This window comes from Pseudomonas savastanoi (assembly GCF_020917325.1).
GTDB lineage: Bacteria > Pseudomonadota > Gammaproteobacteria > Pseudomonadales > Pseudomonadaceae > Aquipseudomonas > Aquipseudomonas amygdali.
Genome location: NZ_CP076652.1, coordinates 1,719,699 through 1,733,553, shown reverse-complemented (window position 1 = coordinate 1,733,553; position 13,855 = coordinate 1,719,699). Strand labels below are relative to the sequence as shown.

At 58.5% G+C, this 13,855-nt stretch carries 17 protein-coding genes; 1 reads left to right on the top strand and 16 read right to left on the bottom strand.

Annotated features, from left to right (window positions below; genetic code table 11):
- Window positions 1-91: 91 nt before the first annotated feature.
- From KP808_RS07720 to KP808_RS07650, 15 genes are all read right to left on the bottom strand, one after another.
- Window positions 92-754, bottom strand: a complete 663-nt coding sequence (locus KP808_RS07720) for a TetR/AcrR family transcriptional regulator (RefSeq protein ID WP_004657874.1) — start codon at window positions 752-754, stop codon at window positions 92-94.
- A 155-nt stretch (window positions 755-909) separates the two neighbouring features.
- Entirely contained in the window at window positions 910-1,563 is a 654-nt protein-coding gene (locus KP808_RS07715; protein ID WP_230017966.1) for a LysE family translocator, read from the bottom strand.
- 358 nt (window positions 1,564-1,921) lie between these two features.
- The gene (locus KP808_RS07710; protein WP_058408934.1) at window positions 1,922-2,707 is read right to left on the bottom strand and encodes a TatD family hydrolase; all 786 of its coding nucleotides are present in this window, start codon (window positions 2,705-2,707) and stop codon (window positions 1,922-1,924) included.
- 14 nt (window positions 2,708-2,721) lie between these two features.
- Entirely contained in the window at window positions 2,722-3,078 is a 357-nt protein-coding gene (locus KP808_RS07705; RefSeq protein WP_002552698.1) for a PilZ domain-containing protein, read from the bottom strand.
- 34 nt (window positions 3,079-3,112) lie between these two features.
- The gene (locus KP808_RS07700) at window positions 3,113-4,099 is read right to left on the bottom strand and encodes a DNA polymerase III subunit delta' (protein ID WP_058401682.1); all 987 of its coding nucleotides are present in this window, start codon (window positions 4,097-4,099) and stop codon (window positions 3,113-3,115) included.
- Window positions 4,092-4,769, bottom strand: coding sequence for a dTMP kinase (tmk, locus tag KP808_RS07695; RefSeq protein WP_230017963.1), 678 nt, complete (start codon window positions 4,767-4,769; stop codon window positions 4,092-4,094). The genes KP808_RS07700 and tmk overlap by 8 nt, the downstream gene beginning before the upstream one ends.
- A 21-nt stretch (window positions 4,770-4,790) precedes the next feature.
- Window positions 4,791-5,915 carry an endolytic transglycosylase MltG gene (gene mltG, locus KP808_RS07690; RefSeq protein ID WP_230017955.1) on the bottom strand — a complete coding sequence of 375 codons (1,125 nt, stop codon included), beginning with the start codon at window positions 5,913-5,915 and terminating at the stop codon, window positions 4,791-4,793.
- Between the two features lie 3 nt (window positions 5,916-5,918).
- The gene (gene pabC / locus KP808_RS07685; protein ID WP_058401679.1) at window positions 5,919-6,734 is read right to left on the bottom strand and encodes an aminodeoxychorismate lyase; all 816 of its coding nucleotides are present in this window, start codon (window positions 6,732-6,734) and stop codon (window positions 5,919-5,921) included.
- Window positions 6,734-7,978 (bottom strand): beta-ketoacyl-ACP synthase II, encoded by a 1,245-nt coding sequence (fabF, locus tag KP808_RS07680; protein ID WP_002552693.1) that lies wholly within the window; start codon window positions 7,976-7,978, stop codon window positions 6,734-6,736. Before fabF ends, pabC begins: the two co-directional genes overlap by 1 nt.
- A 128-nt stretch (window positions 7,979-8,106) precedes the next feature.
- Window positions 8,107-8,343, bottom strand: a complete 237-nt coding sequence (gene acpP, locus KP808_RS07675; RefSeq protein ID WP_002552692.1) for an acyl carrier protein — start codon at window positions 8,341-8,343, stop codon at window positions 8,107-8,109.
- 191 nt (window positions 8,344-8,534) lie between these two features.
- Window positions 8,535-9,278, bottom strand: a complete 744-nt coding sequence (gene fabG, locus KP808_RS07670; protein ID WP_003318510.1) for a 3-oxoacyl-ACP reductase FabG — start codon at window positions 9,276-9,278, stop codon at window positions 8,535-8,537.
- A 15-nt stretch (window positions 9,279-9,293) separates the two neighbouring features.
- Complete coding sequence (gene fabD / locus KP808_RS07665; protein WP_058401678.1) at window positions 9,294-10,232, bottom strand: ACP S-malonyltransferase; 939 nt, start codon at window positions 10,230-10,232, stop codon at window positions 9,294-9,296.
- A gap of 116 nt (window positions 10,233-10,348) precedes the next feature.
- Window positions 10,349-11,371: a phosphate acyltransferase PlsX gene (plsX, locus tag KP808_RS07660; protein WP_058408936.1), complete on the bottom strand. Its 1,023-nt coding sequence runs from the start codon at window positions 11,369-11,371 to the stop codon at window positions 10,349-10,351.
- Window positions 11,372-11,375: 4 nt separating this feature from the next.
- Window positions 11,376-11,558 carry a 50S ribosomal protein L32 gene (gene rpmF, locus KP808_RS07655; RefSeq protein WP_002552688.1) on the bottom strand — a complete coding sequence of 61 codons (183 nt, stop codon included), beginning with the start codon at window positions 11,556-11,558 and terminating at the stop codon, window positions 11,376-11,378.
- Between the two features lie 13 nt (window positions 11,559-11,571).
- Window positions 11,572-12,099 (bottom strand): YceD family protein, encoded by a 528-nt coding sequence (locus KP808_RS07650; protein WP_002552687.1) that lies wholly within the window; start codon window positions 12,097-12,099, stop codon window positions 11,572-11,574.
- 106 nt (window positions 12,100-12,205) lie between these two features.
- On the opposite strand from KP808_RS07650, the gene KP808_RS07645 reads away from it, so the two are divergent.
- On the top strand, window positions 12,206-12,784 hold the full coding sequence (locus KP808_RS07645) for a Maf family protein (RefSeq protein WP_058401676.1): 579 nt from the start codon (window positions 12,206-12,208) through the stop codon (window positions 12,782-12,784).
- Window positions 12,785-12,839: 55 nt separating this feature from the next.
- On the opposite strand, the gene sppA is transcribed toward KP808_RS07645, so the two are convergent.
- Window positions 12,840-13,838: a signal peptide peptidase SppA gene (gene sppA / locus KP808_RS07640; RefSeq protein WP_002552685.1), complete on the bottom strand. Its 999-nt coding sequence runs from the start codon at window positions 13,836-13,838 to the stop codon at window positions 12,840-12,842.
- Window positions 13,839-13,855 lie beyond the last annotated feature (17 nt).

Sequence of the window (13,855 nt, the reverse complement as noted above, 5' to 3'; positions counted from 1 at the left end):
GGCGAATGGTCGTCGGATGCAGCTTCCGCGCCATCTCTGGCACAGCAGGCACCAAAGCCTTGAAGCAGATGCTCAAGACCTGGCCGGAGCGTTATTCCGTAGCAGGGTCAGGCTTGGGCTCGGCGATGACGTCGGCATCGCGCTTGCGCTTGTTGCCCATACGCACGCCGATGTCCATGAGGAAGTGAAAGAAGCCTTCCTGATCTTCCAGCACATTGCTCCAGAACGGCGAGTGGTACAGCGCAACGGCGCCATGCACCAGCGCCCAGGCGGCACAGTAGTGGTAGTAAGGCGGGACATCTTCAAGCTTGCCTTCGGTGATGCGGCCTTTGATCAGCAGCGTCAGGTGTTCGAAGTTGGAGGCGCGGATCTTGTGCAGCTCTTCGACCAGCTCGGGCACCTGATTGCCCTTGACCACTTTTTCCTCCAGGCGGTCGAACAGACGATAGCGCTGAGGATCACGCATACGGAATTCGAAGTAGGCACGTGAGAGCGCCTCCTTGTCCTTGTCGACATCAGCGGAGTGCAGCAGCTCGTTCAGGTCCCGCTCATAGTCGAGCATCAAGCGCAGGTAGATTTCTGCCTTGGACTTGAAGTGCTTGTAGATGGTGCCTTTGCCAATGCCGACGGCGTCCGCGATCATCTCGACGGTGACGCTGTCTTCGCCCTGCTCCAGGAACAGCTTTAGCGCGGTGTCGAGAATTTCCTGCTCACGGCGGCGAAATTCACGGACCTTACGAGGTTCTTTCTGCATAGAGAGGTCTGTCAGGATCGAAATCGAAGCCGGGTATTATGCCCAATCGGCGCTAAATTGCACGGATCATCCTTACTTGTCGACCTCTATGAACGAAACCGGCGAAAAATTCGAAGTCTGGCGTCCGCTTCGCAAACCGGATACACGACGGCATGCTACGACGCAGGCAGTACCGGAGATGCAGCGACAAACTCCAGGTAACCCGTGATCACTACATACAACGTGAAATAGGCAAAAATCAGCGCCGAGGCAATGTAGGACCAGCGCAACATCCGCTCCCCCATGAAGCGCCCTCCCTGATGTGCCAGCGCGCACAGCGAGATAGACCAGACCACGCCCGCCGCGACGAACCCGACAAGAAAGGTCGAGGCACTGGCAAGATCAGAGCCCTGTCGAGCAATCAGCGCACCGCCGACTGCAGCAAACCAGAGAATGGCGCTGGGTGATGACATCGCCAGAAAAATTCCGTGCAGGAACAACGCCACGCTGGATTTTTCCGATTGAACATCCTGATTATCGAGACCGGTGCTGACCGCGGTGGCGCTCATGACCATCCTGAAGCAGAACCAGGCTAACACCGCCGTACCGCCGAGCCAGAGCACGTAGCGTACGGCTTCATATTGCAGCAACACCGCCATGCCGAGCATGGCCAGGACCGCATAGGCCAGATCGCCGACACAGGTTCCCAACCCAAGCCACAGCCCCTTGGAAAAGCCGCGCTGCATGGACAGCGTAATCATGGCTATGTTTGCCAGGCCAATATCCAGGCATAACGACAGACTCAGTAGAAAACCGTTGGAAAACTCCACTCGAACACTCCGACCAGGCACTGAAAAACCTCGGCATGCCTGACCTGCTGGCGTACACGGGCAAATTTGATGCGATGGCCTTGTATCCCGTCCGGCAAAAAGTGCTCATCAAGGACTCAAGAATCGCTTTAGTATTCCAAAACTGTTTAAAAAACGATCGCAAGGCACTGGACGGTACGCCATGCTGGGCAATACTTAAGCCACTGACGGGTCATCATTCCCCAAATGACTCGCCAGTAAAGGTGCCTAAGGACTAGCGTGCCTTTGTTTTACTCCTAATGGTCTTAACCCGGCTTCACCCCCCCAGAATCCGGGTTTTTTTTGCCCGCGATTTGCCGCCGGTCGACCTGCACGCCACTCAGCGTTGAACATGCGCCAGCGGGAACAGGCGAGCGAAGTTAGCGGTGGTCTGCTCGGCGAAATGCTCGTAGGACTCGCCCCGTAGCATCGCCAGAAACTCGGCAACTTCGCGTACGTACTGCGGCAGATTCGGTTTGCCCCGATAAGGGATAGGCGCAAGGTACGGGGAATCGGTCTCGACCAGCAGCCGGTCAGCGGGGACTTGCCTTGCGACATCCCGCAGGGCGTCGGCGTTGCGAAAGGTCACGATGCCGGACAGCGAGATGTAGTACCCCATATCCAGCGCCGCCCTGGCCATCTCCCAGTCTTCGGTGAAGCAATGCAGAACGCCCGCCTGAGGCAGCGCCGCATCACGCAGAAGGCTCAATGTATCGGCGCGCGCGCCACGGGTATGGATGATCACCGGCTTGCCAGTGACACTGGCTGCCTCCAGGTGCAACCGAAAAGAAGCCTGCTGCAGCTCGGCAGCTTCGGGTTCGTAGTAATAGTCCAGACCGGTTTCACCTATCGCCACCACTCGCGGGTGATCCAGCTCCTTGAGCAACCAGTCCAGAGGCGGCATCTCACCGGGCTTCACGTCCAGCGGATGAATGCCTACCGAGCAGTCGACATCGGCGTAGCGCTCGGCCAGCGCCTTAACCGCGCCCGCGTTGTCGGCGCTGACACCGATGCAGAGAAAATGCCCGACTCCCCTGCCACGGGCGGCTTCAAGGGCTGCATCCAGCGAGCCGTCGTGCTGGGCAAGGTCAAGGCGATCAAGGTGACAATGGGAATCTACAAGCATGGGTTAAAACACAACTACATCGTATGGGTTGGACGATCGGACTTCAGAGCACCGACCAGATGAGTTTCGATCAGATTGCGCGCGGTATTGTCGCCATCATTGAATTGCACGCCGACACCGGCAGTCCGGTTGCCCTGCGCACCTTTTGGCGTAATCCAGGCGACGCGGCCAGCCACCGGAACCTTCTCCGGTTCGTCCATCAGATTGAGCAGCATGAACACTTCATCACCCAGCTTGTAGCTTTTGCTGGTGGGGATGAACAGCCCGCCGTTTCTGATGAATGGCATGTAGGCAGCGTAAAGCACGGATTTGTCCTTGATGGTCAGGGACAGAATGCCATTACGTGGACCTGTGTTCAGCGGCAGACTCATGACAACACCTCAACGGTTCCGGATAACGCAGAGTCTACGCCTGTCCCGGCAGGCCTGCCCACTGCACCAGCAATGCTTCAAGCAGCAAGACCCGGTTTAGATTGGCCTTGGACATGACTTTTTGCCTCTGTGCCAGAATCCAGTCCTGGATCTCCAGCACTTTTGCGCGAGAAGACTTCTGCGCCAGGTATTGAACGACCTTGCGCATGTCGCCCAGACCAAGGCCTTCCTCGTCCTGCGTCATCTGATAGCGCAGGATCAGGTGCGACCAGTCACAGAACCAGTCGAACAACAATAACAACGGGATATCCTTCCAGCCTTCGGCCAGTTGGGTAGCCGATTGCTGTTGCTTGAGTAGCTTCTTGACACCATCCACCACCAGCGCGCGTTGTTCGCGAACGCCTTGCGTTTGGAGTGCCACAGCAGCCAGCGGCGACCCCGCTGCCAGCGTCAGTAATTCGAACCGTTCTTCCTGCGTGCAATCAGGCAGGGCATCGCCCAGCCAGTCCAGGCTCATCTGTTCGCTGGGCAATGGGCAGGCTTGCTGCACACAGCGACTCTTGACCGTTGGCAGCAAGCGGCTGGGTTGATGGCTGACCAGCAACAGAACGGTATTGCCCGAAGGCTCCTCCAGACTCTTCAACAAGGCATTGGCAGCGTTGATGTTCATCGCTTCCACCGGCTCGACAAGCACCACCTTGCGACCGCCCATCTGGGCGGTCTGCACCACAAAGCTCACCAGGTCACGGACCTGATCAACCTTGATCGGCTTATCTGCTTCTTCCGGCTCCAGCACATAGTTGTCCGGATGACTGCCTGCCGCCAGCAGCAGGCAGGATTTGCAATGCCCGCAGGCCTCAAGCGCTTCGGGAGCCTTGCACAGCAGGCTGGCCATCAGGCGCTCGGCCAGTGCCCGCTTGCCGATACCGGCCGGACCGTGCAGCAGATAGGCATGAGCGTGCTGAGCACGACCGGCCATCTGCTGCCAGAGTGATGCCTGCCAGGGGTAGGCTTCAGCCACGTCGCAGCTCCAGCAACTGGGGCAGCAATGCATCAAGGGAAGCCTGAACGTCGGCCAGCGGCTGGGCCGCGTCCACCAGAAGATACCGAGCAGGATCAGCCTTCGCCCGCTGCAGATAAGTCGAGCGCACCGCGTCGAAGAAAGCCCGACCTTCCTGCTCGAAGCGATCCAGTCGGCCACGTGCTGCGGCGCGTGACAGACCGATTTCCACCGGCAGGTCAAACACCAGCGTCAGATCAGGCCGCAGATCGCCTTGAACAAATTCTTCCAGCACGGCAATACGCTGCTGAGACAGGCCGCGGCCCCCACCTTGATACGCGTAGGTTGCGTCGGTAAAGCGATCACAGAGCACCACCTCGCCACGCGCCAGAGCCGGGCGAATGACCTCGGCCAAATGCTGTGCACGCGCAGCAAACACCAGCAGCAGTTCGGTGTCGGCGCTCATGGCCTCGTCGCTGGGCGCCAGCAGCAGTTCGGTGTCGGCGCTCATGGCCTCGTCGCTGGGCGCCAGCAGCAGCTCGCGAATGCGCTCGGCCAGCGGAGTGCCGCCCGGCTCGCGGGTCAGCAATACCTGAACGCCCTGCGCGCGAAGCTGCGCCGCCAAGTATTCGCGATTGGTACTTTTGCCAGCACCTTCCGGGCCTTCAAGGGTGATAAACAAGCCAGTCACAGGTAATCCTTATTGTTTCCATCATTGCGCATTCGGCTCGGGCTGCGGGGCATCCGGTGCAGTCGCGGGCTCGGGCTCTGAAGAGGGAGAATCAGTTGATGGTGCCGGTGCAGCAGGTGCCGGGCTGGAGCGATAATCTGCGCGGCGCTTGAGCTGATAGTCACGCACCGCTGCGTTATGGGCATCCAGATCGTCCGAGAACACATGGCTGCCGTCCCCCTTGGCTACGAAATACAGGCTGCTGCCCGCTACCGGGTTGAGCGCGGCATGAATCGCCTCGCGCCCCACCAGCGAAATTGGTGTCGGCGGCATACCGGCTATCACGTAGGTATTGTAAGGCGTGGGCTCCTTGAGATTGGCCCGGGTCAACTTGCCGTTGTAGCGCTCGCCCATGCCATAGATCACGGTCGGATCAGTCTGCAACTGCATGCCCAGCTTCAAGCGACGCACGAACACACCCGCAATCTGGCCGCGCTCCTGAGGTACGCCGGTTTCCTTCTCGACCAGCGACGCCATGATCAGGGCCTGATAAGGATTGGAATACGGAGCCTCAGACGACCTGGCGTTCCATTCTTCATCCAGCACTTCTTCCAGACGACTGTAAGCCTGCCTGAGCAATTCAGCATCGGTCATGCCGCGCACATAGCGATAGGTGTCAGGAAAGAAACGCCCTTCAGGGAATACATCGGGATGGCCGATTTTTGCCATCAGCTCGCCGTCGGACAAGCCAGCCAGCGTCTGATCGAGCTTGGCCTGTTTGGCCAGCGCAGCCCGCACCTGACGGAAATTCCAGCCCTCGACCAGGGTCAGGCTGTATTGCACGACCTCCTTGCGCTTCCAGACGTCGAACAGCCCCTTGACGTTCATGCCCGGCACCATGCGGTATTCGCCGCTGTGCAGAGCCTGTCCGGAGAGATTGAAACGCCAGTAAAGGCGCAACCAGAAAGCGTCCTTGATCACTCCATCGGCCTGCAGTCGATTAAGTACGCCAGTCGGCGTTGAACCGGCCGGAACATCCAGCAGTTGCTCCTGAGCCACTTCGAGCGGCTGGTTCAGCGCCTGATATTGCTGCCAGAACGCAAAGCCGAGCAGAAGGCCTGCCAGAACGACAGCTGTTTCCAGCAACACCAATATTTTTCGGATCACAAATCAGATATCCAGAAGGGTGCGAGCAATACCTTGCAGTTTACGGGTGAGCGGCCCGACCGGCCAGCTCAAGACAGTAAAGCCGCGAACCGGCCAGACGCCGTAGACGCTATTGCATAGAAACACTTCGTCCGCCGATTCAAGGTCGGACAGGTGCAAATCACGGATATCGACAACCAGACCCAGGTTTCGTGCCTGATCCAGCAACTCGGCACGCATCACTCCAGCAACCCCGCAGCGGCTCAGATCGGCAGTCAGCAGGCGTCCCTGACTGACCAGAAACAGATTGCTGTAAACACCCTCGATCAATCGCCCAGAGGTATCGCGCATCAAGCCTTCGGCATGCTCGCTATCGCTCCATTCCGAGCGAGCCAGTACCTGCTCCAGACGATTGAGGTGCTTGAGTCCAGCCAGAAGCGGCTGTTCCGCCAGACGCGTCTGGCAGGCAAACAGGCGCACGCCCTGCTCGGCATGTGCACCGGGGTAGGCCGGTGCAGGACTGCCTTGCAGGATTCGGCGAGGTTGGGTATCGGGGGCCGGCGCATAGCCGCGCTGGCTATCGCCACGGGTGAGTATCAGCTTCATGACCCCGTCGCCGAGCTCAGCGGCGAAGCGGGTCATTTCTGCGCGAACCAGTGCATGATCGACTGCAATCGACAGGCGCTGACACCCGCTTTCAACACGCTGCAGGTGGCGCTCCAGGAGCAATGGCTGCCCGGCCCTCACCGCGATGGTTTCAAACAACCCATCGCCGTAGGCCAGCCCGCGATCCTTGAGGGGCAAGGCGTCTGCGGGGCAGCCATCGACCCAGCTTGGCATTACTCGGCGAACCGACGGAATACCAGCGAGCCATTGGTGCCACCGAAACCGAAGGAGTTCGACAGAACAACATCGATCGGCATGCGGCGCGCTTCGTGAGGCACGAAGTCCAGATCGCAGCCTTCGCTTGGCTCATCCAGGTTGATGGTCGGCGGAGCCACCTGATCAACCATTGCCAGCACGCTGAAGATCGCCTCGACAGCACCGGCGGCGCCCAGCAGGTGGCCGGTCATCGACTTGGTCGAACTGACAGCCAGCTTGTAGGCGTGATCACCAAACACCGACTTGATCGCAGAGGCCTCGGCCAGATCGCCCGCAGGCGTCGACGTACCGTGTGCGTTGATGTACTGCACCTGATCGGCATTGACCTTCGCATCACGCAACGCATTGACGATGCAGCGTGCAGCACCGGCACCGTCATCAGGTGGCGAGGTCATGTGATAAGCATCGCCGCTCATGCCAAACCCGACCAGTTCAGCGTAGATGGTCGCGCCGCGTGCTTTGGCGTGTTCAAGCTCTTCAAGCACCATCGCACCGGCACCGTCAGACAGGACGAAACCATCACGGCCTTTGTCCCAGGGACGGCTGGCACGCGTCGGGTCGTCGTTGCGAGTCGACAGCGCACGTGCGGCACCGAAACCACCCAGCCCCAGGCCACAGGCAGCCATTTCAGCACCACCGGCAATCATCACGTCCGCTTCGTCATAGGCGATGTTACGCGCCGCCATGCCGATGCAGTGGGTTGCCGTGGTGCAAGCCGTCGCAATGGAATAGTTAGGCCCCTGTGCACCCAGATGGATAGACAGGAAACCGGAAATCATGTTGATGATCGAGCCCGGCACGAAAAACGGTGAAATCCGTCCTGGGCCTTGCTCGTGCAGCAGACGACTGCTGTTTTCGATGTTGGTCAGACCACCGATACCCGAACCCATAGCGACGCCGATGCGCTCACGGTTTGCATCAGTGACTTCGAGGCCTGCATTACGCACCGCCTGAAAGCTGGCCGCGAGGCCATACTGAATGAAGAGATCGAGCCGGCGCGCTTCTTTGGGCGCGAGGTATTCTTCGACGTTGAAACCCTTGACCGAACCGCCGAAACGGGTGGTGAAGGCTGACAAGTCCGTGTGCTCGATAAGGCCAATGCCACTGCGGCCCGCCAGAATGCCCTGCCAACTGCTGGGCACGTCATTGCCCAGTGGCGAAAGCATGCCCATCCCGGTGACCACGACGCGTCTACGCGACACAGGACTCTCCTTCTCTCTTGTTTACGGAACAATCATTTACGAACAATCACAGCGTTTTCTAAAGAAAAAACCGCACGCCGGTTAAAGCAGTGCGGTTTTCCCGTGACAGCAGTCAGCGATTACAAATCTTAAGCCTGGTGGCTAGTGACGTAGTCGATTGCTGCTTGAACGGTAGTGATCTTTTCCGCTTCTTCGTCAGGGATTTCGGTCTCGAATTCCTCTTCCAGAGCCATTACCAGCTCGACAGTGTCCAGGGAGTCAGCGCCCAGGTCTTCAACGAAAGAAGCAGTGTTGACAACCTCTTCTGATTTGACGCCAAGTTGCTCTGCAACGATTTTCTTGACGCGCTCTTCGATGGTGCTCATACCTAGTTTTAACTCCTAGTGGAAATGTTCAGGCATCTGGCCAGTGGGTAAGTGTATAGAAGAGGTTTTGCGAATTTCAAGCTTAACGCTCTCCCCTTATGCCCAACCGTACCTTTGCCCACGCATAGATTGCAGCTTTATAACGGATTTTAGACAGCTCGTATGACATTTTTTTGAAACAGGTGGTCACATTAGCTCATGTACATGCCGCCGTTAACAGGGATTGTGGCCCCGGTAACGTACCCTGCGCCTTCGGAGGCAAGAAAAGCGACTACATGCGCAATCTCTTCGGCCTGCCCCAGGCGGCCCAGGGGTATCTGGGTAATCAGTGACTCACGCTGAGCCTCAGGCAGCTCACGCGTCATATCGGTGTCGATGAAACCAGGCGCAACCGAGTTCACGGTTACTGCCCGCGAGCCCACTTCACGGGCCAGAGCCCTGCTGAAACCTTCCAGCCCGGCCTTCGCGGAAGCATAGTTTACTTGACCGGCGTTGCCCATGGCACCCACAACCGAACCAATGCTGATAATACGGCCCCAACGCGCTTTGGTCATGCCGCGCAAAACACCCTTGGAAAGGCGGAAAAGGCTATTCAGATTGGTGTTGACGACGTCATACCATTCGTCATCTTTCATGCGCATCATCAGATTATCACGGGTGATGCCGGCATTATTGACCAGAATCAACGGTGCACCGACGCGCTCCTGAATGGTCGACAGGACCGAATTCACAGACTCGGCATCGCAGACATCGAGCATCAGGCCAAAGCCTTCGATGCCGTTTTCCTTGAACGTCGCACTGATGCGCTCGGCGCCGGACTCAGAGGTCGCGGTGCCCACAACGACAGCACCATTGCGACCCAATTCCAGGGCGATGGCTTGACCAATACCGCGACTCGCACCGGTTACCAGTGCAACTTTACCTTGAAGGCTCATACAGGCTTCTCCTAATCAGGCCAGTGCCGCGCGCGCGGCGGCAAAGGCGTCCGGGGTATCAAGGTTGTAAGTAATCACGCCTTCGGCGCAACGCTTGTTCAGACCGGCCAGGACTTTACCCGGCCCACACTCCACAAGCTGGGTCGCACCACGGCTCGCCAGGCATTGAATGGATTCAACCCAGCGAACCGGCTTGTACAGCTGTTCCAGCAAGTCACGCTTGAGCGTCACCAGGTCACTGACTGCGCTGGCACTGACGTTCTGTACCAATGCGATTTCAGGCGCCTGCCATTCAATGGCTTCAACAGCCTCGGCGAAACGCTCGGCGGCCGGACGCATCAGTTCGCAGTGCGACGGCACGCTGACCGGCAACGGCAATGCGCGCTTGGCACCCCGCGCCTTGCACAGCTCCATGGCGCGCTTGACGGCCTCGGCGGAACCGGCGATCACCACCTGGCCCGGCGAGTTGAAATTAACCGCACTGACAACTTCGCCCTGTGCTGCTTCGGCACAGGCAGCGATAACGTCGGCATCATCAAGACCCAGAATGGCGGCCATGCCGCCTTGACCGGCCGGCACCGCTTCCTGCATCAACTGACCGCGACGCTCAACGAGCTTCACCGCATCAGCCAGACTCAGGCTTTGCGCAGCTACCAGCGCACTGTATTCACCCAGACTGTGACCTGCGACGAACGCGGGAACGGCGCCGCCCTCGGCCAGCCACACATGCCACAAGGCTACGGAAGCGGTCAGAATGGCAGGCTGGGTCTTGTCGGTCTGATTGAGCAGCTCGGCAGGACCGTTCTGGGTCAACGCCCACAGGTCATAGCCAAGGGCTTCGGAAGCCTGCTCGAAAGTGTCGAGAATCAACGGATGTTGCGCGCCTTGCTCGGCGAGCATGCCGAGAGATTGCGATCCTTGACCCGGAAAGACGAATGCGAGGGATGCAGACATTTGACAAGCCTCTGAATTGTTGTCGCCAAAATGGGCGTCCGGACAGGCCGAACGCGGGTATTCAAATTTACATGACTGATCGGTTGGATGACTGACCAGTCTGATGCGTCACATTTTCAGGCTCGGCCGTTCTCAAGCAGCAATTCAAGCCGCCCCTTCAGGCGCTGCGGCAGGTTTTCACGGGATTCAACGATCGCTCGCTGAATCGCACTCTGGAACCCTGAAACACTGGCCGAACCGTGGCTTTTAACCACAACCCCCTGCAACCCGAGCAGGCTCGCGCCATTATGACGGGCAGGTGCCAGATCAGTCTGCAGTCGCCTGAGCAACGGCAACGCCAGCGCTCCGACCGCCCTGCTCAGCAGGTTGCGGTTGAACAGCGTATCGATTCTGGCGGCAATCATGGTCGCCAGCCCCTCGCTCGACTTGAGCAATACATTGCCGACAAAGCCATCACACACCACGACGTCAGCCTCACCCCGGTACAAGCCATCGCCTTCGATGTAGCCAATGTAGTTGAGCCCCTGAGCTGCCTGCAAAAGACCGGCGGCAAGCTTGACCTGCTGATTGCCCTTGATGTCTTCCGTGCCCACGTTAAGCAAGGCAACCCTGGGTTTTGTGACGCCCAGGGTCTCGGCAAGAACAGAGCCCATTACCGCAAACTGATAAAGCGCCTCGGCGCTGCAATCGACGTTCGCACCCAGGTCGAGCAACTGGCAATGGCCAGACCGGGTGGGAATGGCTGCGATCATCGCGGGACGGTCGATACCGGGCAAGGTCTTGAGCACAAACCGCGAAAGCGCCATCAACGCACCGGTATTACCAGCGCTGACACATGCCTGGGCCTGCCCGCTCGCAACAAGCTCAAGCGCAACGCGCATGGACGAGTCAGGCTTGCCACGCAGGGCCTGGGACGGGCGCTCGTCCATTGCAATGGCTTCATTGGCGTTTACGACACGCAGGCGCGAGCGATCCACAGCACCATGACGGGCAATGAGTTCTTCAATCAGGGAGGCTTGGCCGACGAGGACCAGATGAAGCGAGGGCGTAGCTGTCAGGCACGCGAGGCTTGCCTGAACAATGTTGCGGGGACCGAAGTCCCCGCCCATTGCGTCGATCGCGATGATCGGAGCGGACAAGAAATTACTCGTCAGCGCCCTTGTCGATCACTTTACGACCACGGTATACGCCTTCTGGCGATACGTGGTGACGCAGGTGAATTTCACCAGTGGTCTTTTCTACCGACAGAGTGCTTGCCTCAAGAGCGTCGTGCGAACGACGCATGTCACGGGCAGAGCGGGATTTTTTGTTCTGCTGAACAGCCATAATTGATTAACTCCTAAACGTTTGGGTCACGCTTTAACTGCGCCAATACACTGAACGGGTTGGACCGCGTTACCTCGTCCACGCTCGGTTCGGGCTCATCGAGACCCGCCGGTTGCTGGCATTCTTCAGGATGATGAGCAGGCACAATGGGCAAGGCGAGCAATAGCTCCTCCTCGATCAATGCCAGCAGATCCAAAGGATCTTCGCCCAGTTCCAGCACGTCATAACCTTTCGGTAACGACTGGGTATTCGCACCCTCCTTCACCACGGCGTAACTGCATTCGCTGTGGATCGGCAGGGTCACCAGCTCAAGACAACGCTGGCAAACCATCTTGACCGGGACGTCTATCGAACTGTGTATAACCACAGAACGGCGTTCGTCACGCTCAAAAACGAATTTCGCCTGCACCGTACCGACAGTATCGGCAAGCGGGTCGCAGAGTCTCTTCAAATCGCCCAGCAGCACTTCACCCTGAAGGGTAGTGCCGCGATCAGACAATTTGCGCGGGTCAACGTGAGATGGAATCGGGTCATTCAACATAGGCGCAGCATTCTAGGGATGCCCCCTTGGCATGTCAAAGGAAATTCAGGCCTGTTCGTCACTCCGGCCACTCTTTAGAATCGACGCTCAGCCTACGGAGATCCGCATGCCATCCCTGCTCCTTGCCTCCAGCTCTTCATACCGGCGCGAACTGCTCACTCGTCTGCGCCTGCCATTCACCTGCAAGTCCCCGGACATTGATGAAAGTCACCGACCGGACGAGACCGCACACGACCTCGTTCGGCGCCTTGCCTTAGAGAAAGCCGAGGCGCTGGCGGGCGAATATCCGGCCCACCTGATCATTGGCTCCGACCAGGTCGCCGTCCTGAACGGACAGATACTCGGCAAGCCCCACACCTTCGAGCGTGCACTTGAGCAACTGACGGCTGCCAGTGGCACCAGCGTGACCTTTCTGACCGGACTGGCCCTGCTTAATAGCTCGACAGGCAAGTACCAGGTCGATTGCGTACCCTTTACCGTGCACATGCGCGAACTCGATCAAGCCAGCATCGAACGCTATCTGCATGCAGAGCAACCTTATGACTGCGCCGGCAGCTTCAAGGCTGAAGGGTTGGGGGTCAGCCTGTTTCGCAGCACCGAAGGCAGCGACGCGACCAGCCTGATCGGCCTGCCACTGATACGCCTTGTGGACATGCTAATAAAGGAAGGGATCAGCGTACCCTGACGCTCAGACAAAGAACCCGGCCATTGGCCGGGTTCTTTGTTTCTACATCAAGCCGTCAGCGCAGGCTTGGACCGTTGAAGCCGACCAGCATGGCAATGCGCTCAGCGATACTGGTGCCCAGCTTTTTCGAAAAGCGATCAAAAGGCGACTCTTCGACGGTGTATTCAACGATATCCTTTTCCTTGATCACATCCCGCGCGACATAACTAGCGCTGCCCAGACCGTCCACCAGACCGAGCGCAACGGCCTGCTCACCGGTCCAGATCAGCCCCGAAAACAGCTCGGGATGATCCTTGTCCTTCAGACGATCGCCACGACCCTGCTTGACGCTGGCAATGAACTGACGATGCGTTGTGTCCAGCACACCTTGCCAGAACTGCGTCTCATCGGCCTTCTGCGGCTGGAACGGGTCAAGAAATGCCTTGTGCTCGCCCGACGTGTAGGTACGACGATCAACGCCGAGCTTGTCCATGGCACCGACAAACCCGAACCCGGCCGCCGTCACACCGATCGAACCCACCAGACTGGCCTTGTCGGCGTAGATCTGGTCGGCAGCGCTGGCGATGTAATAAGCACCCGAAGCACCCAGGTCGGTAATGACCGCATAAACCTTGATGTCCGGCTTTGCAGCACGCAGACGACGGATTTCGTCATAGACATAGCCCGACTGCACAGGACTGCCGCCCGGGCTGTTGATACGCAGAATCACGCCCTTGGTTTTCTCATCCTCGAACGCCTTCTGCAGCGCCGTGACGATATTCTCGGCACTGGCCGACTCCTTGTCGGCAATCACCCCCTGCACATCAATCAGCGCAGTGTGGCTGGAGCGGCGCGATGTACCACCTTCGAAATCCAGCATCGGAACAACCACTGCAACGAACAGAAACGCGAACGTCAGCAGCTTGAAGAAGATCCCCCAGCGACGCGCACGACGCTGCTCCTGAACGCTGGCCAGCAGCGTCTTTTCAAGAAGTTTCCAGCTTTTTGCTTCTTCCTTGCCATTGACGCCCTCGTCCGCACTTTGCGAGACGGGTGCCTTCCATTCGTCAGACATGTTCCAATCACTCCAAC

Excerpts from the sequence above, each read along its gene's own strand:
- KP808_RS07720 (WP_004657874.1), bottom strand. The coding sequence starts at position 754 with ATGCAGAAAGAACCTCGTAAGGTCCGTGAATTTCGCCGCCGTGAGCAG.
- KP808_RS07705 (WP_002552698.1), bottom strand. The coding sequence starts at position 3,078 with ATGAGTCTGCCGCTGAACACAGGTCCACGTAATGGCATTCTGTCCCTG.
- rpmF (WP_002552688.1), bottom strand. The coding sequence starts at position 11,558 with ATGGCTGTTCAGCAGAACAAAAAATCCCGCTCTGCCCGTGACATGCGT.
- acpP (WP_002552692.1), bottom strand. The coding sequence starts at position 8,343 with ATGAGCACCATCGAAGAGCGCGTCAAGAAAATCGTTGCAGAGCAACTT.
- fabD (WP_058401678.1), bottom strand. The coding sequence starts at position 10,232 with ATGTCTGCATCCCTCGCATTCGTCTTTCCGGGTCAAGGATCGCAATCT.
- fabG (WP_003318510.1), bottom strand. The coding sequence starts at position 9,278 with ATGAGCCTTCAAGGTAAAGTTGCACTGGTAACCGGTGCGAGTCGCGGT.
- sppA (WP_002552685.1), bottom strand. The coding sequence starts at position 13,838 with ATGTCTGACGAATGGAAGGCACCCGTCTCGCAAAGTGCGGACGAGGGC.
- KP808_RS07645 (WP_058401676.1), top strand. The coding sequence starts at position 12,206 with ATGCCATCCCTGCTCCTTGCCTCCAGCTCTTCATACCGGCGCGAACTG.
- KP808_RS07650 (WP_002552687.1), bottom strand. The coding sequence starts at position 12,099 with ATGTTGAATGACCCGATTCCATCTCACGTTGACCCGCGCAAATTGTCT.
- pabC (WP_058401679.1), bottom strand. The coding sequence starts at position 6,734 with ATGCCAAGCTGGGTCGATGGCTGCCCCGCAGACGCCTTGCCCCTCAAG.
- KP808_RS07710 (WP_058408934.1), bottom strand. The coding sequence starts at position 2,707 with ATGCTTGTAGATTCCCATTGTCACCTTGATCGCCTTGACCTTGCCCAG.